The 21,633-nt window shown below is 46.2% G+C and carries 25 protein-coding genes; 6 read left to right on the plus strand and 19 right to left on the minus strand.

Features of this window, described 5'->3' with window-relative positions; translation table 11 throughout:
- Positions 1-28: 28 nt before the first annotated feature.
- The 6 genes from OO774_RS10350 to OO774_RS10375 all read left to right on the plus strand — a co-directional run bounded on the left by OO774_RS10350 (position 29) and on the right by OO774_RS10375 (position 5,130).
- A complete protein-coding gene (locus OO774_RS10350) occupies positions 29-640 on the plus strand; it encodes a YecA family protein (protein WP_264902190.1) in 612 nt (203 codons plus the stop codon).
- 243 nt (positions 641-883) lie between these two features.
- Positions 884-1,297 (plus strand): hypothetical protein, encoded by a 414-nt coding sequence (locus tag OO774_RS10355; RefSeq protein ID WP_264906101.1) that lies wholly within the window; start codon positions 884-886, stop codon positions 1,295-1,297.
- Between the two features lie 134 nt (positions 1,298-1,431).
- A complete protein-coding gene (locus tag OO774_RS10360) occupies positions 1,432-2,328 on the plus strand; it encodes an MbnP family copper-binding protein (RefSeq protein WP_264902191.1) in 897 nt (298 codons plus the stop codon).
- Positions 2,329-2,333: 5 nt separating this feature from the next.
- Positions 2,334-3,497 carry a methanobactin export MATE transporter MbnM gene (locus OO774_RS10365; RefSeq protein ID WP_264902193.1) on the plus strand — a complete coding sequence of 388 codons (1,164 nt, stop codon included), beginning with the start codon at positions 2,334-2,336 and terminating at the stop codon, positions 3,495-3,497.
- Positions 3,494-4,651, plus strand: coding sequence for a hypothetical protein (locus OO774_RS10370; protein ID WP_264902195.1), 1,158 nt, complete (start codon positions 3,494-3,496; stop codon positions 4,649-4,651). Before OO774_RS10365 ends, OO774_RS10370 begins: the two co-directional genes overlap by 4 nt.
- 17 nt (positions 4,652-4,668) lie before the next feature.
- Positions 4,669-5,130, plus strand: coding sequence for a copper chaperone PCu(A)C (locus tag OO774_RS10375; RefSeq protein ID WP_264902197.1), 462 nt, complete (start codon positions 4,669-4,671; stop codon positions 5,128-5,130).
- An 85-nt stretch (positions 5,131-5,215) separates the two neighbouring features.
- Here OO774_RS10375 and OO774_RS10380 read toward each other — a convergent pair whose 3' ends face one another.
- From OO774_RS10380 to ruvC, 19 genes are all read right to left on the minus strand, one after another.
- Entirely contained in the window at positions 5,216-6,379 is a 1,164-nt protein-coding gene (locus tag OO774_RS10380; protein ID WP_264902199.1) for a glutathionylspermidine synthase family protein, read from the minus strand.
- A gap of 8 nt (positions 6,380-6,387) precedes the next feature.
- Positions 6,388-6,957, minus strand: a complete 570-nt coding sequence (locus OO774_RS10385; protein ID WP_264902200.1) for a DUF1190 domain-containing protein — start codon at positions 6,955-6,957, stop codon at positions 6,388-6,390.
- Positions 6,958-6,965: 8 nt separating this feature from the next.
- The gene (locus OO774_RS10390; RefSeq protein WP_264906102.1) at positions 6,966-7,382 is read right to left on the minus strand and encodes a DUF350 domain-containing protein; all 417 of its coding nucleotides are present in this window, start codon (positions 7,380-7,382) and stop codon (positions 6,966-6,968) included.
- Positions 7,382-8,425: an ion channel gene (locus OO774_RS10395; RefSeq protein WP_264902202.1), complete on the minus strand. Its 1,044-nt coding sequence runs from the start codon at positions 8,423-8,425 to the stop codon at positions 7,382-7,384. The genes OO774_RS10390 and OO774_RS10395 overlap by 1 nt, the downstream gene beginning before the upstream one ends.
- Before the next feature lie 119 nt (positions 8,426-8,544).
- Positions 8,545-9,606, minus strand: coding sequence for a quinolinate synthase NadA (nadA, locus tag OO774_RS10400; protein WP_264902204.1), 1,062 nt, complete (start codon positions 9,604-9,606; stop codon positions 8,545-8,547).
- 195 nt (positions 9,607-9,801) lie between these two features.
- Positions 9,802-10,548 (minus strand): tol-pal system protein YbgF, encoded by a 747-nt coding sequence (gene ybgF / locus OO774_RS10405; RefSeq protein ID WP_264906103.1) that lies wholly within the window; start codon positions 10,546-10,548, stop codon positions 9,802-9,804.
- Between the two features lie 18 nt (positions 10,549-10,566).
- On the minus strand, positions 10,567-11,091 hold the full coding sequence (gene pal / locus OO774_RS10410; protein WP_264902205.1) for a peptidoglycan-associated lipoprotein Pal: 525 nt from the start codon (positions 11,089-11,091) through the stop codon (positions 10,567-10,569).
- A gap of 30 nt (positions 11,092-11,121) precedes the next feature.
- A complete protein-coding gene (tolB, locus tag OO774_RS10415; protein WP_264902207.1) occupies positions 11,122-12,474 on the minus strand; it encodes a Tol-Pal system beta propeller repeat protein TolB in 1,353 nt (450 codons plus the stop codon).
- A 13-nt stretch (positions 12,475-12,487) separates the two neighbouring features.
- A complete protein-coding gene (tolA, locus tag OO774_RS10420) occupies positions 12,488-13,555 on the minus strand; it encodes a cell envelope integrity protein TolA (protein WP_264902209.1) in 1,068 nt (355 codons plus the stop codon).
- A 13-nt stretch (positions 13,556-13,568) separates the two neighbouring features.
- Positions 13,569-14,012, minus strand: a complete 444-nt coding sequence (locus tag OO774_RS10425; RefSeq protein WP_264902211.1) for an ExbD/TolR family protein — start codon at positions 14,010-14,012, stop codon at positions 13,569-13,571.
- Positions 14,013-14,015: 3 nt separating this feature from the next.
- Positions 14,016-14,714 (minus strand): protein TolQ, encoded by a 699-nt coding sequence (gene tolQ, locus OO774_RS10430; protein ID WP_264902213.1) that lies wholly within the window; start codon positions 14,712-14,714, stop codon positions 14,016-14,018.
- Positions 14,704-15,123 carry a tol-pal system-associated acyl-CoA thioesterase gene (gene ybgC, locus OO774_RS10435; RefSeq protein WP_264902215.1) on the minus strand — a complete coding sequence of 140 codons (420 nt, stop codon included), beginning with the start codon at positions 15,121-15,123 and terminating at the stop codon, positions 14,704-14,706. The genes tolQ and ybgC overlap by 11 nt, the downstream gene beginning before the upstream one ends.
- Positions 15,124-15,295: 172 nt before the next feature.
- Complete coding sequence (gene ybgE, locus OO774_RS10440) at positions 15,296-15,598, minus strand: cyd operon protein YbgE (RefSeq protein ID WP_264902216.1); 303 nt, start codon at positions 15,596-15,598, stop codon at positions 15,296-15,298.
- Entirely contained in the window at positions 15,591-15,698 is a 108-nt protein-coding gene (cydX, locus tag OO774_RS10445) for a cytochrome bd-I oxidase subunit CydX (RefSeq protein ID WP_000270284.1), read from the minus strand. Before cydX ends, ybgE begins: the two co-directional genes overlap by 8 nt.
- Positions 15,699-15,710: 12 nt before the next feature.
- Positions 15,711-16,847: a cytochrome d ubiquinol oxidase subunit II gene (gene cydB, locus OO774_RS10450; RefSeq protein ID WP_264902217.1), complete on the minus strand. Its 1,137-nt coding sequence runs from the start codon at positions 16,845-16,847 to the stop codon at positions 15,711-15,713.
- 17 nt (positions 16,848-16,864) lie between these two features.
- The gene (gene cydA, locus OO774_RS10455; protein WP_264902218.1) at positions 16,865-18,451 is read right to left on the minus strand and encodes a cytochrome ubiquinol oxidase subunit I; all 1,587 of its coding nucleotides are present in this window, start codon (positions 18,449-18,451) and stop codon (positions 16,865-16,867) included.
- 681 nt (positions 18,452-19,132) lie between these two features.
- A complete protein-coding gene (gene ruvB, locus OO774_RS10460; protein WP_264902221.1) occupies positions 19,133-20,137 on the minus strand; it encodes a Holliday junction branch migration DNA helicase RuvB in 1,005 nt (334 codons plus the stop codon).
- Positions 20,138-20,391: 254 nt separating this feature from the next.
- Complete coding sequence (gene ruvA, locus OO774_RS10465; RefSeq protein WP_264902223.1) at positions 20,392-21,006, minus strand: Holliday junction branch migration protein RuvA; 615 nt, start codon at positions 21,004-21,006, stop codon at positions 20,392-20,394.
- A 67-nt stretch (positions 21,007-21,073) separates the two neighbouring features.
- A complete protein-coding gene (gene ruvC / locus OO774_RS10470; RefSeq protein ID WP_264902225.1) occupies positions 21,074-21,595 on the minus strand; it encodes a crossover junction endodeoxyribonuclease RuvC in 522 nt (173 codons plus the stop codon).
- Positions 21,596-21,633: the final 38 nt, after the last annotated feature.

Genomic DNA, 21,633 nt, shown 5'->3' on the forward strand with positions numbered 1-21,633 from the left:
ATCGATTTATCATTCATTGATTGGTAAGATGGCCGCAACCAACCAGCCCATGAACAAATGGTATTCTATTTTGAAACTACAAGACATTCTTTCTCTTCCAGAACTTGATGGAAAACTACTAAACCTAGCGAAAACTCAAGGCTTTGTAACAGCAATGGCCTCTGCACCAAATGTATTGATGCCTCAAGAGTGGCTACCATTCTTGTGGGGTGGCGAAGAGACAGCGCCTTTTAGTGATGGCGAACAGTTAGAACTGTACATTGATGAAATTGTACAGATGTGGAATGAAACTCGACCTGCACTGCTTGACGGAACCTGGGGTTGGCCTGAAGGCTGTGCGCTGGATGAACAAGACATCGTAACCACCACCACTCGCGATTTCTGTGAAGGGGTATTACAAGGTTGGCAGTTAGCACGCGACGACTGGGAAACACTGATGCCAGAAGAGAGCGAAGATAACGCGCTACTGGGTGGTGTGCTGCTTTCTCTGACGATGCTTTACGATCCAGAAACCACCATTGAAACGCTGGCAGAGCAAGGTATGGAAGGGCTTGAGCAATTCGAAGAGATCTTCAATGCAATGCCAGTCATGCTTTGCGGTTTGACGCAACGCGGTGTGACGCTAGCTGAAGAACAATAATCCATTCTCATTAAGCCGCTGACCATCAGCGGCTTTTTTGTATTCCGCTTACCCAACTATCGAAAAAGCACTCGCTGCATCGACATTTAATTAGGTAAATAATTCATCCCGTTCGTCCATGTCACTATTTTGTAAAAACAATATTACAATCCCTTAGTTTCTTTGTTAGTATCTGCGCCCCATTTTGGTTAATTGAATGTTGTGATGCAGATAACGACAAACCGGCAAATAAAACAGAAAGTAATGGCGATCTACGTCATTGCCGCTGTGCTGTTTCAGATATATTTGCTGGCGACAATGGCTCTCAACCCATCACAAGTTCATAACAAAAACTGGCTGTCTGAAGCTCAGGGAGAAAAGATTCTACTCTGCACTGCAGAAGGCTTTAAGTGGGTGGACATTAAAGATCTGATTGAAGATAACACCATGGGTTCACCTTCAAACACAGACGTCCATGACCCTCTTAAGTTCAGCTGTCCGCTATTAGACGTATGCCAGTTTTCAATCTCAGTGCTTGCGATGGTTATTGCTGCTATCGCTCTATGGCTGTGCCGAGTAACAGCGCCCTTTGTCAACTACTTGCACATCCATTGCCAACGCAAAATCTACCTATCATTAGCGCCTAAGCAATCTCCACCAACGGCTTTCCTTGCCTAGTCCGGCTCTCATGCCGCACACCTAATTTATCCAAAACAATTAACGATACCCGCCTTTGCCACAAAGCTGCGGGAGGCATTGGTACGTCTGAATAACCATCGACGTCCAAGGAAAATTATTAGAAAGGAAAGTCCATGTTCAACAAAGCACAAGCACCAAAAGCTCTCATTACTGCACTTAGCTTTGGCTTACTCACCGCATGTAACGGCGGTTCTAATTCAAGCTCGGCTGCAAAAGCTGAGCCTGCGATTGAAAATGTTACCCTCGAATTTGCGGCACGTGTTGGCCAGCAAGATATCCAGTGTCAGCTAATGGACTCTGCGATCGCCGGAGTGACGAATGCTCACCCGGAATTTAAAGATGTACGCATGTATATCTCTGAAATAGAGTTGATTGATGATAATGGCACTGCTACCCCACTTGATCTTATCCAAGATGGTAAGTGGCAATACCAAAATGTCGCGCTTCTGGACTTTGAGAGCGGTATCGATAGCTGTGCAAATGGTAACCCAGCGCTGAACCATCAAATCACAGGGCAAGTTCCACAAGGCAACTACACAGGTATTCGCTTTACGCTCGGTGTGCCTACAGAGTTAAACCACGTTGGCATTGATGGAGATGATGCAATCTCTCCACTTGATGTGATGGGGATGAACTGGAGCTGGCAAAATGGGCACAAACACCTGCGTATGGATGTAGATGGCTGGAATATCCACTTGGGAACAACGGGTTGTGAAGTGATTGACGCTGAAGCCGAAACCATTGATTGCGATTCATCTCGACCGAATCGACCTCGCTACCAGTTTGCTAATTTCAACCCTTCCACTAACGTTATTGTGTTTGATTACCAACGTCTTGTGGCAAACAGTGATATCACATTTAACACTGCTGACACTCCGCTGGGCTGTATGTCATCCAGTGTCGATCCAGAGTGCCAAGGCGTGTTCGACAACCTCGGCCTTGATTTAGAAACTGGTAAATGTACTGCAGGTGATTGCAGTAGTTCTCAATCCTGGGTATCGGTGGAGTAAGCCCTATGTCAGCAAACCATAAGTTCGGTTTGCTGGCATCGCTCACGATATTTGCGATCGTAGGCTGTGACAGCGAATCGAGTTACAACGCAACACCATCAAACTCGGTGAATGAGTTTGGTTTTGACTTTCAAACGGGCTCTCTTCCTCAACCTAAAGAACCAGCGGATAACCCGGCAACAGAGGAAAAGTTTCAACTTGGCAGGCATCTGTTTTATGACACCAAGCTTTCTGGTAACCAGACAATGTCATGCGAGTCCTGCCACCAGCAAGCCCTAGCGTTTTCCGATGGGGTAAAACTACCAACAGGTTCAACAGGTGAAGTGCTGCATAGAAATTCTCAAACATTAACCAACGTTGCCTATAACGCGTCTTACACTTGGGCGAACCCAGTTTTAAAAGAGATTGAACAGCAGTTGGTGATTCCACTCTTTGGAGAGTTTCCTGTCGAACTGGGCATTAACGACTCAAATCGAACCGAGATTCTGCAACGCTTTGCGACTGATGTCAGGTATCAAAACTTGTTTAATGCCGCGTTTCCCGACCAGCAGGACACGGTGACCTTCCCTAACATCATCAAAGCACTTGGTGTGTTTACTCGCGCATTGATTTCTAAAGATTCCGATTTTGATCGCGGTACGATGAGCAGTGCTGCGATGCGTGGGCAAGATCTCTTCAACAACGAGAAAACGGAATGTTTCCATTGCCACAGCGGGTTTAATTTTAGTGATTCAACGCTGCACGATGATTCTGTATTCGTCTCTCGGCCGTTCTTCAACACGGGGTTATACAACATTGATTCGGAGGGGAGCTATCCCACTGAGGACAATGGCCTGTTCACCGTAACGCAAGATCCTAAAGACAAAGGTAAGTTCCGACCGCCAACGCTGCGCAATGTCGCGTACACCGCACCATATATGCACGATGGAAGCATCGCGACTCTTGGTGAGGTATTGGATTTCTACGCCAATGGAGGGAGAAATATAACCTCAGGCGAGAATCAGGGAGACGGGCGCAACAACCCGAATAAAAGTGAATTTGTTAAAGGCTTCACGTTAAGCCAAGAGGAAAAACAAGACATGCTGGCGTTTTTAAATGCGTTAAGTGACGAAGTATTCATCTCCAATCCCCGCTATGCCAACCCATTTGTTGAGGAGGATGCGCAATGATTCGTTCACTAACCTTGCTCGCTTTATTGTTTTTTGTGAATCCTCTAAGCGCGGAACCTAAGACAGAACCGAACTTACTAGACAAAGTGAATCTCCAGACCAATATTTTTGCTCAGTTTGGTTACTACCAAACGGACAGAGAGTCTTCCTACGCGATTCCCGGCGTGATAACCGACAATAGTGCTTTCCACTATGAAGAAGGCTTACAGTTTATGCATGGTGAACTCGGCTTTTTGGCCAGCTTAGACAACATTGTGGCGACAAAACTGATAATCGGAAGTCATCATGGTGAATCCATCGAGCTAGAAGAGCTGTGGCTTCAGCCTTATCTGCATCAGGATTGGACGTTACGTGTCGGCCGTCAACTCAGTCAAATTGGTCTATATAACAGTACACATGAGCATGATTGGCGCTTTTTAGATACGTCATTGACTCAGCAAGCCTTTTTGGGTAGCCAATATACCGACGACAGTGTGCAGATATCTTATGCTCAGAACAGTTACGATCTCACCTTCTGGGTCGGACGAGGAAATAACTTCCCAGCGCAATTTGATGACAGTTCCGCTTCACCTTCTGCTTATGGCCTTCATTATCAATGGTTCCATCTTCGTAATGATTACCAACTAAAAATCGTCTCTAGTGCCGCCTACTTTGAAGCAACACAGCGAAGTCAGCAAGAATCCGACGGCCACTCACACTCTCTTGAGGCTTCTGACTCGCTGATTTTTGATGGGGATACCACGTTAGTCACTATTGGTGGCAGCCTAGAGTGGCATGACTTTAATTGGGAACTGGAGTGGATGGGCCAATCTATTGATTCTAAGCTAATCGACTCGCAACAGATCACAACAGAACTAGATGCATTTCAACATGGTATTACCACGCAGTTAAGTTGGCAGTACAACAATCTAGAGCTCGGTGCTCGCTATGACTGGCTTCTGACCGATAACGACGTCACCAATACAAGCGAAGAGATCGAAACAGTATTAAATGCAACAGGCCATACTCCACAGCGATTCAGTGCTATCGCTAACTGGCAGTTTGCCCCATATCAACTGTTGCGATTGCAAGGCAGCTACGAATCCATTTTACAGACCGAACAAGCTGCATTTTGGCTTGTGTATCAAGGCGGCCTGACATGGTTAACTCAATAAATACTAAAGAGATCATTATGAAAAAATACCTTAGCCGCTTCATGTTATGTTTCGCAGCACTGGTCACTACCGTAGCCAGTGCCCATGAATATACGACAAACAGCATTAGAATTGACCACCCCTGGAGTCGGGAAGCACCGCCCAATGCAACCGTAATTGCAGGTTTCTTTCAGCTAAAGAACCTGTCCACCAGAGATGATTTTTTGATTAGCGCTTATACCCCTATCGCCGAGCGAGTGGAGATTCATCAGCATGACATGAGTGATGGCGTGATGAAAATGAAGAAAATCGATAATGTCCGCGTAGGCACAATGAAAAGTGTGATGTTTGAGCCAGGCGGCTATCACTTGATGATCTTCAATCCCGAGCAATCATTCAAACAAGGCGAGCGTTTTCCGATGACGCTTGAATTTAGAAACGCAGGAAAAGTAGACATAGAACTCGCTGTCGAAGCAAACAGTCATACTCATTCACATTAATAATAAAGGAGCCTTTCGATTGGGAAGGCTCCTTATATTCCACTTGGCGAGTCCATCTATTCTCATCAGAACAAAAAGCCCGACGCTACAAAATCACGTGGGGAATATAACGCGCCATATCCTGAGTGACTAAATTGCTGTCCTCACGAATCGAGATACCCGCCGCTCGGTCGTTGACCAGCCAGCTGCCGATTAATGTATGACTGTGTCCAAATTTCGGTAAAGGATGGTATTGCTGAACAATGTTTTTGCTCGATTCATAAGGTCCAGGCGTTTTCACCACGCGCTGACCATTTTTTACGATCTCGATATTCGCCCCTTCACGGGAAAACAGCGGTTTAATCACATAGTCTTTTAAGCTTGCCGCTTTGGGATCAGCGGCAAAATAGGCGGGCAGTAAATTGGGGTGATTAGGAAAGCGTTGCCAAAGTAATGGCAGCAAAGCTTTATTCGAAAGAATGGACTTCCACATCGGTTCTAACCAGTTGACATTCGAGGTTGAGAGATAAGAGCTGTATGCATCCTCAAACATAAATTCCCAAGGGTAGAGTTTGAACATCCAGCGAATCGCTCGGTTGTCCGCATCAACAAACATCCCCTCTTCCGTCACGCCAATATCTTCAACGTAGACAAAAGCCGTTGATAACCCGGCCTCACGTGCGCAGTCTTCAAGATATTGAACGGTGCCTTTGTCTTCTTCGGTATATTTGCAGCAGCTAAAGTGCAGCGTTTGTCCCGGCTGTAGCTTGGCAATCTCAGCGAAGCGCTCGATAAGGAAGTCTTGCAGTATATTAAATTGGTCTGCGCTTTGGTGAATACGCCCTTTATTCACCACATCTTCTAACCACACCCACTGCCAAAATCCAGTTTCGAACAGGGATGTCGGCGTGTCAGCATTGTTTTCTAGCAACTTGGCTGGTCCTGAGCCGTTGTAGGCGAAATCCATTCGTGAATAGAGGGACGGTTCATTGCGTTTCCATGAGGAAGCGACCTGAGACCACATGGCTTCAGGAATTGCACATTGCGTCAGCAATCGTTCACTGCGCACCACTTGGTCAACAATTTCAAGACACATCTGGTGCAGCTCTTCAGTGGGATCTTCAAGATCCTGTTCGATCTGCGCCAGAGTAAACTGATAATACGCGGTCTCGTCCCAGTAAGGCTGGTCGTACATGGAATGGAAGCCAAAACCAAACTGGCGTGCTAGTTCACGCCAGTTTTCTCTTTCTTGAATTTCTCTTCGAAACATAGTGTCAGTTAACCGCCGCGACTACCGGAAACCGCTTTGCCAAAGCCGCCTCGGGACATAGCACGTCCAATTGTACCGCCGCCGCTTTTGTTCAATCGGCTGCTCGCTACTTGTGTCGGTTGGTTGCGATACGAGCCATAGAACTGCCCTGCTCCGTTGTAGTATTTCGACTTATAACGATACATTGGCTCGGAATAGTAGCTCTTGTTGTACCCGCTCAAGTTGCTAAGAGCACGACTGAAAAAGAAACCACTGACAAAGGGAACATAGGAGTGATAGCGAGAACTGTAATAGCAGTCATCTTGGTAGAAGTCGTTCTCACACTCATGCTCTGTGGTATAGCGTGGCGCGTTCTGCTCCGCTCTTGCCATCGCTTCCTGATAGGCAATCTCACATTGCTCGCTGAACCCAGGTTCCGATGACTTGCACTCATCGGCATCAAGATAGATAGCACCTTCGGTCGTTGACTCCTGTGTCGCAAGGTAGAATATACCACCAAAGGCCGCAAACGGGATAAGTCGGCTGATTTTAAAGCGCTTATCCATGGATGAACGTTTAACGTTAGAGCTGCGTTTCATCGTTCCTCCTAATACGTCATGCAGGCGGAATTAAGTACACCCACAGAAACGGATACTGCGGCAAGCACGATACCCGCGGGTACCTCGTTGTTTTCAATCCGCTCTGATACTTTTGGCATCAGAATAAAACGAACAATACCAAACGCAATAAGCTGAGCTAATAACGCGACAACGCCCCAAACCATAAAATCAATGATGCTGACTGAGTTTTTCGCCGCGCCTGCAATTGCCAGACAGTAACCAAGAAAAGCACCACTTAACGCCACCGCTGCCGCGGTATTTTGCTCTTCTTTGATAAGTTGCCATTCATCATAAGGGGTCAGTTTTATATAGACGAACTTGAACGCCAAAACGAAAACAATCGACACTGAAAAATAGAGTAAGAAATAAGGAAAGCCCGCTAACAGGTCTGCGATGATGTGCATTATTTGTCCTTGGTCATTTGGTTCCATGCAAAATCTTCAATACGTTCATCTGCGATATAAAAAAGTTTGCTGTTTGGTGGTACGTCAGTATCTAGGTCCGGGTTTAGCTCAATACCGTCGCCCAGATCGATGGCAATAAGCGTTGCATGGTGATGCTGCTTAATAAATCCAAAGATGTTGTCAATCTTAGTGGTTGGTTGATTGTCAGGATAGATCACGGAGTATTGTGTCATGCCTCTAGTTGAGGCAAGCAATTCCTGATGCAGCGCACTGGAGCCAGGATCCACCGCTGCCTTGGCTAACATTTCAGCGCCAACTGCTGGAATACACTCGGCTTTGGGACAATGCTGGCTCAGTAAACGACCCAGTGCTTCGTCTTTAAAATAGGCGAGCAAATGTGCATTGGGGTTCACCGAGGCACAATACAGTGCGGCGGACAGAGTGATATCATCTGATAAGTTATCGACAATAATACAGCTCGCCTCAGTGATGTTGGCGTTTTTCATCTCCTGCGAGTCGGTATAGCTGGTTACTTTGATAAAGTGAATTTCACCCGGTAGCGGGTTTTCAATATCCGAGCGACTGCACAGTACAACGGGACGTTTTCCTGCTTCTTCATGCTGTAACATACGGATCAAATGCATGGTTCTTGACCCATTCCAGCCCAACAATACGATATGGTTTTCCACTCTTACTCTCCGTTTACCGATAATACCCGCACGCCAATACTCCACAGCAGCCCCTGCCACACGCCCCAAAAGCGCCGCAAACAGGCTCAACCCTCCTGGAATAACAAACAAGACCACAACCCACTTACCTAAGTCCGTCACCGGAGAATGGTCACCATAACCGACCGTACTCGCTGTCACCATCAGGTAATAGATGAAGCTAGAAAAGTTTTCCGTGAGTTCTGCCTCGCCCGCCAGAACCAATAGCCCCCATGAAAGCGCGATATATAACAGGCTAATAAAAAGAAGGTTGCGGGTGCTTAGCTTAAAAACGTGCGAACTTAACCACTTTTTGACGACCAGCCACACTGCCATAAGTATTCAGTCCCTAGATGCTTTACGTCTTTCAATAGTAACCTATTGATTGTAAGACACAAAAAAACCAGCCATATTCGGCTGGTTTTTGAGATTCATCTTAAGGTAATGCGAAAAAACTACGCGTTACCCTTTACCTGCATGTTAAGCTGCTCTGCGAAATCTAACATGCGGTTGAGTGGGATAAGAGACTTCACGCGAAGCGCTTCATCAACAAAGATTTCATGCTCTTTACCACCTTCACGAAGCGCTTGCTCAATCGCTTTCAAGCCGTTCATCGCCATCCAAGGACAATGAGCGCAGCTACGACATGTTGCACCAGCGCCAGCAGTTGGGGCTTCGATCAACTCTTTTTCAGGAACAAGTTGCTGCATCTTAAAGAAGATGCCTTTGTCTGTTGCCACGATCATTTGCTTATGAGGCAGCTCTTTCGCGGCTTTGATAAGCTGACTTGTAGAGCCAACAGCGTCCGCCAATTCAACCACACTTGCTGGTGATTCTGGGTGAACAAGAATCGCAGCGTCTGGATAAACGCTCTTCATTTTGCGTAGCGCGTCGGCAGAGAATTCATCGTGAACCACACATTCGCCTTGCCATAGCAGCATGTCTGCGCCAGTTTTGTTCGCAATGTATGAACCCAGGTGACGGTCAGGACCCCAGATGATTGGTTTGTCTTCTGCATCCAGGTGTTCAACGATTTCAAGCGCAATACTTGACGTGACAACCCAGTCTGCACGAGCTTTAACCGCTGCAGAAGTATTGGCGTAAACTACGACCGTATGGTCAGGGTGAGCATCACAGAACTCACTGAATTTATCCGCAGGACACCCAAGGTCAAGAGAACATTCCGCCTCTAACGTTGGCATTAGAATGCGCTTTTCTGGAGTTAGAATCTTCGCCGATTCGCCCATAAAGCGAACGCCACCGATGATCAATGTGCTTGCCGGGTGACGGTTACCGAACTTCGCCATTTCTAGCGAGTCACCAACAAAACCGCCAGTCTCTTCAGCCAACGCCTGAATTTCAGGATCGGTGTAGTAGTGCGCGATAAGGACGGCATCTTTTTCTTTGAGCAGCTTTTTAATGCGCTCAATGTAAGACGCTTTCTCGTCTTCGCTCAACGGAACAGGTTTTGGCGGGAATGGGTAAACAGTGTCGATTTTATCTAGTATATGGCTCATTGCTCTTGCTCTACGCAACTTCCTTTAATCCGCGTATTGTAACCTCGTTAATTTTCAAAAACCAACCCATAGCGAGGATTTCTGGAGGTCTAGCCGTATATCTTTGTTCCAATTAACACTTATTAACTTAATACGTAGGGCCAATAAAAGAAAAAGGAGCCAGAAGCTCCTTTTAGAAATAATCAAACATAGTGGTTACAGCTTAGCGCCTGCAATTTTCGCTGAGGCACTATTTGGGTACTCATCGACCACTTGCTGATAGAACTTCTTCGCCTGCTCAGCATTGTTGTTACGCTCAGCGATATCGCCTAGCTTCACCAATGCATCAGCTCGCTTGTTAGAATCTTTGTAAGAAACCACTGCAACAAAGCTTTTCGCGGCTTCTTTATCCTGCTTCTTAGCGTAATACAATTGGCCTAACCAATAATGTGAGTTTGCTGAGTAGGTAGAGTCAGGATAATCCTTCTGGAATTGCTGGAATGCGGCAATTGCGCCAGCGTAATCACGCTTTTTGAGGATAAGATCCACCGCGTCTTGGTAAGCCGTTTGCTCATCAGCATTCGGCGTGTACTGACCGCCTGTTTCTGCTGGCTGCGTTTCTTGAGAAACGGGAGCTGACTTCATCTCACCACGCATACGATCAAGCTCAACGAAAAGCTCTCTCTGCCTCTGAAGCATTTGCTTCATTTCATGGTTGTTTCGTTCCAACTGACCTCTTAGGTCACTGATCTCTCGTGACATTTGGTCAATTTGCTCTTGCATTTGGAACTGAAGACGGCTGCGACTTTGCAGTAGACGTTCTAATCGCTGAACATCCGTTTCGGATGAGCGACTTGAAGATGTGCTGTTGAGATCAGATACTGGAGCTGGTGCAGCGAACGCAAAGCTCGCTGCACTTGCCAGTAACGTAAGCGCAACAGCGCGCTTAGTGTTACTGAACAACATGAGGATTCCCTCGAATTAGTATACTAAAACCGCACGACGGTTTTTAGCGTAAACGTCATCAGACTGGCCCAGAAGAAGTGGCTTCTCTTCACCGTAGCTAACGATTGAAATTTGGTCTGCCTGAACACCTAACGCTTGTAGGTAGTTTGCAACTGCTTGTGCACGACGCTCACCTAGCGCGATGTTGTACTCTGGAGTACCACGCTCATCAGCGTGACCTTCAATAGTTACGCGTAGAGATGGATTTTTGCTTAGGTAAGCCGCGTGAGCTGCTAGCATCTCTTCGTAATCACCAGCAATTGTTGAGTTATCGAATGCAAAGTAGATAGTTTGAGTTTCGCGTAGTGCTTGTTCTTTTAGCTCTTGCTCTGTTAATTGACCCGCTTGATCCATAGGCGATACGACTGTTGTTTCAACAGCACCGCTTTGGTTAGTTGCATCACCAGTGCTTGAAGCTGCGTCGTCACTTGAGCTACACGCTGTCATAGCCATAACTGGAAGCGCGATCATTAGCCCTTTTAGAACCTTGTTAAGTTGCATCTTATTTTCCTTTATTAATCTATCTTATTATTACAAAAACGGTGACCACGCAGGCGCTCTTACACGTCCATTTGTCGCAGGTAATCTCGCTTTAAATCGACCATCAATGGAAACCATCGAAAGTACGTTTTTCTTATTGTACATGGAGCTATATACAACCATGCCACCGTTCGGAGCAATACTTGGAGACTCATCAAGTAAGGTCTTGGTAAGGACTTGAAGAGCGCCCGTTTCTAAATCTTGTTTTGCCAAGTTAAAGCCTGAATCACTGCGATTCACCATTACCAGGAATCGGCCGTCTGGCGTGATTTGACCACTCAGGTTCTGACTACCTTGCCAAGTTAAACGATTTGTATCACCGCTGCCCAAATCTACTTGATAAATCTGAGGTTTTCCACCCCTATCCGATGTGAAAACTAACGATTTTCCATCTGGGTGCCAGAACGGTTCTGTATTATTTGATCTGCCACGCGTAATTTGTGTGAGCTGGCGAGATCTCAGGTCGAATGTGTAGACCTGTAATGACCCCGTCTTCGACAGAACAAGTGCAAGTTTGCTGCCATCAGGCGAGAATTTAGGTGCACCGTTATGACGTGGGTAAGAGGTGATCTTTTCACGTTCGCCAGTGTAGATGTTCATGATATAAATTTCAGACTGACCATTTTGAAAGCTAACATACGCTAACTTTTGGCCATCTGGTGACCAAGACGGTGACATCAGGGGCTGTTTAGAGCGAAGTACCAAGCGCTCGTTATAACCGTCGTAATCAGAAACACGCAGTTGATATGGGAAACGTTCTGTGTCACTCACTACCACATAGGCGATTCGGGTCATGAATGCGCCGCGGTCACCCGTCAGCTGCTCATAAACCAAATCGGAAATACGGTGCGCGTATTCACGCATACGAGATGCTTCTACGGTCGCGACTTTGTTGAACAACACATGGTCTTTAGATAGCACCAATTCGCCATCACTGCCTAATGCTTTACCCTGACCACCAGTTAGCTGACCACGAACAACATCAACGAGCTGGTAGTTAACCACGTAGTTGCCCTGCTCATTTTGAGTAATTGAACCTGTCAGTAAGGCATCAACCCCCAGGTTGGTCCATGAATCAAAGTTAACCTCAGATTCATTAAAAGGCGTCTGTGGCATTTTATTGGTAGGTACCGGGCTGAATTTTCCGCTGCGTTGTAAATCAGAGGCAATCACCGCAGAAATATCTGTTGGCAGCGCCGTAGCACCTTCCCATTTAAATGGAACCACAGCAATAGGTCGTGCAGAATCAATACCGTCGGTAATAACCAACTCTAGTGCAGCATTCGCTACATTTGTCATACTGCTTAGCAGTACAAACATTCCTAGTAAAAGGCGTTTAATCACGTCTCTGTTCCTTTTAGTCCAAAGCAACCGTTAAGTTGATGTCTTTCAGTTTTTCATTGACCGCAGCTTCTGACGATTTAGGGAACGTCCCAACTTGTGCAATCGCTCTTTTTGCTGCCGCACAAACTCGCGTATCGCCACCAAGTACGGTAACACCAGCAACCATCATATCTGATCCTGTTGGAATCAGTTTGATGTTTACCCTACACTCCTTTCCCAGCAAATAGTCATCCTTAATCAACTTTTGCTGAATACTCTGTTTGTATATTGATGACATACGCGCGATTTCACTGTCGACAAATTGGTTACGAGCAGCACTATTTTTGCTTGCTTCATCTTCCAAGCCAGCAAAAATGTCATCCAGTGCCGCTTCTTGTTGTTTACGTTCACGCTCGGCTTTCTCAGCAGCTTCACGAGCTTTACGTTCGCGCTCAGCCGCCTCTTTGGCCGCTTTTTCTTTAGCGATACGGTCTTGCTCAGCTTTTTGCGCGGCTTCACGTTCACGTTTGGCTTTTTCTTCAGCCTCTTTCGCTGCTTTCTCGCGCGCCACACGTTCTTGTTCCGCTTTCGCAATCGCCGCTTCTTTCGCTACACGTTCCTGCTCCGCTTTACGTACCGCCTCTTCTTTAGCTTTACGTTCTTGTTCAAGCTTAGCAGCTCGCTGTTGCTCTTTGCGAACACGTTCCTCTTCGGCTTTGCGCTGCTGCTCTTTTTTCTTGCGATCGGCTTCCGCTTCACGCGCGGCTTGAGCGTCTTTAGCTTGTTGCTCTTTCAGCTTACGAATTTGCTCTTCTTCAGCTTTGCGATTTTTTTCCAGCTGCTCAGCTTCGCGTCTTAATTTATCAAGGCGCTCTTGCTCTTTCTTCGCGGCTTTTTCACGTTGCTGACGAATTTCATTCGCCTGCTGTTGAACAAGCTTAGGGTCGATAACAACCGCCTGAACCATCTGTCCTGTTGGTTCAGGTTTTGACATGGTTAGATCCGTACCCCAAAGCAATGCAACTACCAACAGGGCGTGCAAGCCCACCGATATCAATATCGGCTTGGAGTACTCTTTCGTCTGGTTCTTTTTTTCTTTCATGAATGGTTGACGTTTATTCCTCGATATCGGTCAGAAGCCCTACTTTAGGGATGCCAGCACGACTCAATTCATCAAGTAAAAGGACGACATCTGCATAAGGTGTCGCTGCGTCGCCACCTACCGCAACAGGTGAATCAGGTTTAAGCGAACGCTCAGCTTTAACACGTACAATCACATCTTGCAGTGATAAGCCACGTTGAACTTCTTCATCGTTGACGCTTAAACCCAAGTTACCATCGCGATCAATTTCGATAATGATAAAACTGCTATCAGTATCTCCTGCTAGCTCCTGAGTTGGTGTCGCGTTCGAGGTCTTTGGTAGCTCAACATCAACACCTTGCGTCACGAATGGAGCGGTGGCCATGAAAATGATCAACAGTACCAGCATCACGTCGATATAAGGAACAACGTTGATCTCTGCCGTCATTTTGCGCTTTTTAGGTTGGTAACCCGCCATGCTTTATTCCTTATCCGCGCTGTCTCGGCCAGCCATCGCCTGGCGATGAAGGATGCTGTGGAATTCTTCTGAGAAAGTCGCGTAAGTGTGTTCAAGCTTACTTACTTTGTTGCTTAGTCGGTTGTAAGCCATTACCGCTGGGATAGCAGCGAACAGACCCATTGCTGTCGCGATTAACGCTTCTGCGATACCTGGTGCCACCATCGAAAGGGTTGCTTGTTTTACTTCACCCAATGCGATAAACGCGTGCATGATGCCCCAAACTGTACCAAACAGACCAATGTACGGGCTGATGGAACCTACCGTGGCAAGGAAAGGTAAGCTGGTTTCTAGCTCATCAACTTCACGAGCAACGGCAACGCGCATTGCACGCCCGGTGCCTTCCATAATGTAAGCTGGTGAGTTCGCGTTGCTCTTACGCAGACGGGCAAATTCTGTAAAACCGGCGTAGAAGATCTCTTCTGTGCCGATGATTTCGTCTTTACGACCTTTCACTTTTTGATAAAGCTGAGAAAGATCAGTACCTGACCAAAATTTATCTTCAAATGATTCTGCATCTTTTGATGCGTGGGAAAGCACTTTGCTGCGCTTAATGATCATCGCCCATGACGCAATCGACATACCAAGTAATGTCAGCATCACGAGTTTTACCAACAGACTTGCCTGAAGAAAAAGATCTAGAATGGAAATATCAGCAGTCACTATTTGTTAGCTCCGAATTAATAAACGCTGGGATAGCTATTGGTTTCATTTTCTTATTATCGATACATGCTACCTTAACAAAGGTACTGCACAATATGCGACCTTGATCATTGACCAACTCTTGACAGAATTGTAAAGACGCACGTTTTATTTCTGACACTCGGGTCAAGACTGTCAAATGTTCGTCCAGCTTTGCCCCTTGTTTGAAATCGATATCCATGTGTCGGACAACGAAACCGATGTTTTGTTCCAGCAGCACCTGTTGAGAGATCCCTTTTGCGCGCAACATTTCAGTACGGGCACGCTCAAAGAATTTTAGGTAATTTGAATGATAAACAACGCCACCCGCATCTGTGTCTTCATAGTACACGGTGATCGGCCAGCGGAATGAATTAGATGTGCCTTGCAAGAGAGTACCAATAGAGTCAATTCTTTAAAGTAGTTACTATAACTTAAGCAATATGAATTGGTACCAAGTGAGCGGAATATTTTTGATTTTTGTAGAAAAAATAAAAGCCAGACAAGGTGCCTGGCTTTTAATCGATGATGAAACAACCGACTTTATTTCAGCTTATTTCAAGTTATGAGAAATAGAGTGCAGTTAAGTACAATAAGATAGTCAGTGAGAAGTATGGGCTGAACAACACTTGCCAATACCAACTTCTCGGCTTGAAGCCAATGCCAAACACCATGCTTGAACATATTGCCCAAATCAGTGCTGGAGCGATAACGGCGTTAAACCCACCAATCGCTTGGCTGTACGCCTCTGGCTCCCACATTACCAATCCAACATGCATAAAGCCGAGGATGAGAGATAAGACCCTCAGCAGAGTCTTATCTGTTGGTTGATGTAACTTCGCTACCTTATCAGCGAGATCACTCACTGTCTTTATCCATCATTTCAGAGTGCTCTAACCAAAGAGCGTTGATGATACCGAATGCACAAGCAAGTAGTACACCTAGAATCCATGCGAAATACCACATAGTGATTGCTCCTTAGTAAAGTGAGTTTTTGTTGTCTTCAATGTATTTATCATCCAATCGGCCGAACATCTTGTAGTAAGTCCAAGACGTGTAACCCAGAATGATTGGCACCATAACAAACGCAACCGCTGTCATTAGGTTAAGCGTTAGCTCAGATGAAGTCGCATCCCACATCGTCAAGCTGTGGTCAGGCATTAGGTCTGACGGCATGATGAATGGGAACATCGCAAAGCCAGCAGTGAAGATAATACCCGCAACACCAAGGCTTGACGTAATGAATGACGTCGCACACTTTTCAAGACGAGAAGCCAGAACAGTAAGAAGCGGCATCGCAACACCTAATACCGGCGCAGCCCATAGCAGTGGGTAGCTTTCAAAGTTATTCATCCACGCACCTGCTTCGCGAATCACCTCTTTGTTCAGAGGGTTAGACGCTGCATTGGTATCAATACCGCCAACAATGACGTAGCCTTCAATGTTCTGAACCCAGAAACCAGCAACAACAAACGTTACCACGGTTAGCAGACCAGTAAGCTGAGCGACGTTACGCGCACGAGTATGAACTTCACCAGTAGTCTTCATCTGTAGCCAGCTCGAACCTTGCATCAGGATCATGAACAAGCTTACTAGGCCACACAGCAACGCAAATGGGTTTAGCAGACCAAAGAATGAACCGTGATACGTTGGCATCAGGAAGTCACTCAATTGGAATGGAACACCTTGTAGAAGGTTACCAAACGCAACACCAAAGATAATTGGCGGTACAAAGCCACTGATTGAGATACAAATGTCCCAGTTTCTGCGCCATTTTGGATCTTCAATTTTCGAGCGGTAGTCCAGGCCAAGAGGACGTAGCCATAGCGCTGCAAGCGTCAGGATCATTGCCAGGTAGAACCCAGAGAACGATGTTGCGTAAACTAGAGGCCAAGCCGCAAACAATGCACCACCCGCAGTGATAAGCCAAACTTGGTTACCATCCCAGTGTGGAGCGATTGAGTTAATCATGACACGACGTTGTGTGTCGCTTTTACCGATAACAGGTACAAGCGCGCCTACACCCATATCGAATCCATCAGTTACTGCAAAACCAACTAGTAGAACACCGATCAGTACCCACCAGATGAATCGCAAGATTTCGTAATCAAACATATTGTTGTCTCCTTGTCTTACGCTTCTACTTGGCGGCTAACTTTGTCTTCAACAGAGTCAGCATTTTGCTCGAAGTGGTAACGGCCAGTTTTCAGGCTGCTTGGACCTTTACGAGCGAATTTCACCATTAGATAAACTTCTGCAATCAGGAATGCAGTGTAGAGCGCCAGAATCGCGAATAGTGAAGTCCAGATTTCACCGGCTGTCAGTGCTGAAGCAGCCACATGTACAGGGAGAATCTCACCCACCGCCCATGGTTGACGACCAAACTCGGCGACAAACCAACCCGCCTCGATAGCAATCCATGGAAGTGGAATACTGAATAGCGCAGCTTTAAGCAGCCATGTCTTCTGAGTGATTTTCTGACGACACGTTTGGATGAACGCTAAGCCGAATACGAATAACATGATGAAGCCACACGCAACCATGATACGGAATGACCAGAATAGTGGCCACACGGTTGGGATAGAGTCATCTGCTGCAGCTTGAATCTGTTCTTCTGTCGCATCAACAACATTTTCTGTGTAGCGTTTTAGCAGTAGACCGTAACCTAGGTCACCTTTCACTTCATCGAACGCTGCCATGTTCTCTGCAGATTTATCACCCGCACGAAGCTTCTCTAGCAGCTCGTACGCATACATACCCGTACGGATACGCTCTAAGTGTTGATCATGCAGGTCACGTAAGCCCGTTACTTCCTTATCGATAGAACGGGTAGCAATAATACCCATTACGTAAGGGATCTTAATTGCGTAGTCAGTATGCATGTCTTCTTGGTTAGGAATACCAAACAGCGTAAACGCAGCTGGTGCTGGCTCTGTGTGCCATTCAGCTTCGACTGCAGCAAGCTTCACTTTTTGGACTTCACCAAGCTCATAGCCTGATTCGTCACCAAGAACGATGGTAGATAGAATCGCTGCCATACCGAATGAAGCGGCAATAGCAAATGAACGACGAGCGAATGCAACGTCACGACCTTTTAATAGGTAGTATGAACTGATGCCTAGAACAAACATTGCGCCACAGGTGTAACCAGAAGCTACCGTGTGAACGAACTTAACCTGAGCGACTGGGTTAAACACAACTTCAGCAAAGCTCACCATTTCCATTCGCATGGTTTCGAAGTTGAATTCCGCACCAACTGGGTTTTGCATCCAGCCGTTCGCAATCAGAATCCATAGTGCTGAGAAGTTAGAACCTAAAGCCACCAACCAAGTTACCGCTAAGTGTTGACGTTTAGATAGACGATCCCACCCGAAGAAGAATAGACCAACAAAAGTTGACTCCAGGAAGAACGCGACGAGTGCTTCAATCGCTAGTGGTGCGCCGAAGATGTCACCCACGTAGTGCGAGTAATAGGACCAGTTCGTACCAAACTGGAATTCCATGGTAAGGCCAGTTGCCACACCAAGTGCAAAGTTAATACCAAACAGCTTACCCCAGAACTTGGTCATGTCCTTGTAGATTTGCTTGTTTGTCATTACGTACAACGACTCCATAATGGCCAGTAGGAAGGCCATACCAAGGGTCAATGGTACGAATAGGAAGTGATACATCGCAGTCAGTGCAAACTGCAACCGCGATAGATCAACTACGTCAATCATGGTAACTCCTATGTGTCGGCTGAATGACACTCTCTACATATTGCAATCCATAATCAGGTGTTATACACACATGAAATATGTTGAATTGTCACAACTTTTTGTTGCGAAAATGTGCTTCATTGGTTAGTTAATTGTTAAGCATCAGCTAATATAGCCACGGCTAATATTACTTGTAAAAACACTTTGTTTCAAAAGATTTATAGCCAGAATGCGCTTTGATACACATCAATATTTATGCACAGAACCTGGACAAAAATCCATCACCTTGACGCAAATCAAACAACACCTGACGTAAATGTTAAGGCTGGGTAATCAAAGGAGAACTTGACGGGCTACAGGCAAACATTAGCGCAACAACTAGAACTTTTCTGTTAACTAAAAAGGAATTAAAGAAATTCAATAAATGAGATATAGATCACTAAAAGTGTAAGAGCTGAGCAATTTTGCCTAATGTTAATCGCTTAACGATTTTATCTGTGTCATTCCAGCGAGCTCTAGCGAGACTAGGAATCTAATAGCAGTGCGCTGAGCAGTTAATGAAATAATTTTGGCCATAAAATGCCCGGAAATTAGATCCTGAATCACACTCCTTCGTCGTTGTTCAGGATGACTGGAGGTTTAAACATGCCGTTAGCTGCTAAACGAACGGCATTTAGTATTTTGCCCGGCCTTTCTTACTTGCTACTTTTCGATTCCAAAGTGAAGATAAGCCCGATCAGTGGCAATTCTCCCCCGTGGTGTTCGTTGTAAATAACCTTGTTGAATCAGATAAGGTTCCAACACGTCTTCTATCGTGTCTTTTTCTTCACCGATAGCCGCTGCCATGTTATCGAGGCCAACCGGACCACCGCCAAACTTCTCCATAATCGCCAGAAGCAGTTTACGGTCCATATAGTCAAAGCCCTGAGCATCAACATCAAGCATGTTAAGCGCTTTGTCAGCGACATCAGCACAGATGTGGCCATTGCCTTTTACTTCCGCATAATCACGCACACGACGTAATAAACGGTTTGCAATACGAGGCGTACCACGAGCACGACGTGCAACCTCTAAAGCCCCTTCCGGCTCCATAGAGAGACCTAAACAATCCGCACTACGCTGGACGATGTCCTGTAGGTCTTTAATTTTATAAAACTCAAGGCGCTGAGTGATACCAAAACGGTCGCGTAATGGTGACGTCAACGAGCCAGCGCGTGTCGTCGCACCAATTAAGGTAAACGGCGGAAGATCGATTTTAATTGAACGTGCAGCAGGTCCTTCACCAATCATGATATCCAACTGGTAATCTTCCATCGCAGGATAAAGCACCTCTTCAACCATTGGGCTTAGGCGGTGAATCTCGTCAATAAAGAGAACATCGTTTTCTTCTAAGTTGGTGAGCAGCGCGGCTAAATCCCCTGCCTTTTCTAACACAGGGCCTGATGTGGTACGAATGTTAACTTCCATTTCATTCGCAACGATATTGGCGAGTGTGGTTTTACCCAAGCCCGGAGGACCAAAAATCAGCAGATGATCTAACGCTTCATTACGCAGTTGCGCCGCTTTGATAAAGATCTCCATCTGGCCTCGAACGTGATCCTGACCTTGGTAGTCTTCTAGCTTTTTCGGGCGGATTGCACGGTCAATGACGTCTTCTTCCCTAAACGCCGGGTTTTCTGGAGCGATTAAACGATCAGCTTCAATCATCTTGTTACCTTGAAAAATGGTTACCTGAGACTTAATGCCACTCGCTCAGGAGTGGGTGGCATGTTTATGAGTCTCGTCATCCTGTACAGCGACGAAGGAGCGTGATACAGGATCTTCTATCCGAGCACTATATGGTCAAAATTGTTTTATTAACCACTCAATGCGTTGCTATTAGATTCCTAGTCTCGCCAAGGCTCGCTGGAATGACGCAGAAAACATCGTTAAGCGATTAACATTATGCCTTGAGACTGGCGTTACACCATTGATTTTAGCGCTTCACGGATCAGCTGTTCGCTGTTCATATCCGGTTTAGCGATTTGAGAAACAACTTTCGAGGCTTGCGTTGGTTTATACCCCAGAGCAAGCAGCGCACTGATCGCTTCCTCTTCCGCGTTATTCGATGTAGCTGATGCAGAATCGGATGGCGCAGCATCTGTGAACGGGGTAAACAGGTCACCCGCTCCCCACCCTTTCAGACGGTCTTTCATTTCAACCACCAAGCGCTCAGCCGTTTTCTTACCAACGCCAGGCAACTTAACGAGTGTTGAAACATCCTCTCGCTCAACGCATGTAACAAACTGACTTGCTGTCATACCAGACAAAATGCCCAAGCCCAATTTAGGGCCCACGCCATTTGCTTTAATCACTTCACGGAACAGCGCACGCTCTTTTACGGTATTGAAACCATAAAGCAGCTGAGCATCTTCGCGAACAACAAAATGAGTATAAATGATGGCTTCTTCGCCGAGGTTTGGCAGCTCGTAAAAACAGCTCATTGGCATCTGAACTTCATAACCAATGCCGTTAACTTCAATTAAAACTTCAGGTGGTTGCTTTTCTAGCAAGGTGCCGCGAAGACGTCCAATCACGATAAATACTCTTTGGAAATGAATTTGCGACAGGATAATAAAGAACTGGATAGACATCCAGTTAATTTTATCGGTAGCGCCCTTTTCGTGCGCTGGTCGCCTTTCCTGCCAAAGCCACTAATGTTTTGTTGGTATTGGCATGACAGATTGCTACGCCGAGTGCATCAGCTGCGTCGGCTTGCGGTTTTGCCGGTAGCTTTAGCATCTGCTGAACCATATGCTGAACTTGCGCTTTATCCGCTCCCCCCGTTCCAACCACGGCCTGTTTAATCAGACGTGCTGCGTATTCATACACAGGTAATTCCGCATTTACAGCCGCTACAATTGCACTGCCTCTAGCCTGTCCCAGCTTTAGAGCAGAATCGGCGTTCTTCGCCATAAAAACTTGTTCGATAGCGAATACATCGGGCTGAAACTGAGTGATGATTTCAGTGACACCGGCGTAAATTTGTCTGAGTCGCCCAGGAAGCTCTTTTTCAGATGTACGGATACAGCCACTACCAAGGTATTGTAAATGGCGGCCTTGTTGGCGGATGACACCGTAACCGGTAATACGTGAGCCTGGGTCAATGCCCAAAATAATTGACATGAAGTTTCCTAATCAACAACTCATTAAATTTATTAGAA

The organism is Vibrio sp. STUT-A11, assembly GCF_026000435.1.
Taxonomy (GTDB): domain Bacteria; phylum Pseudomonadota; class Gammaproteobacteria; order Enterobacterales; family Vibrionaceae; genus Vibrio.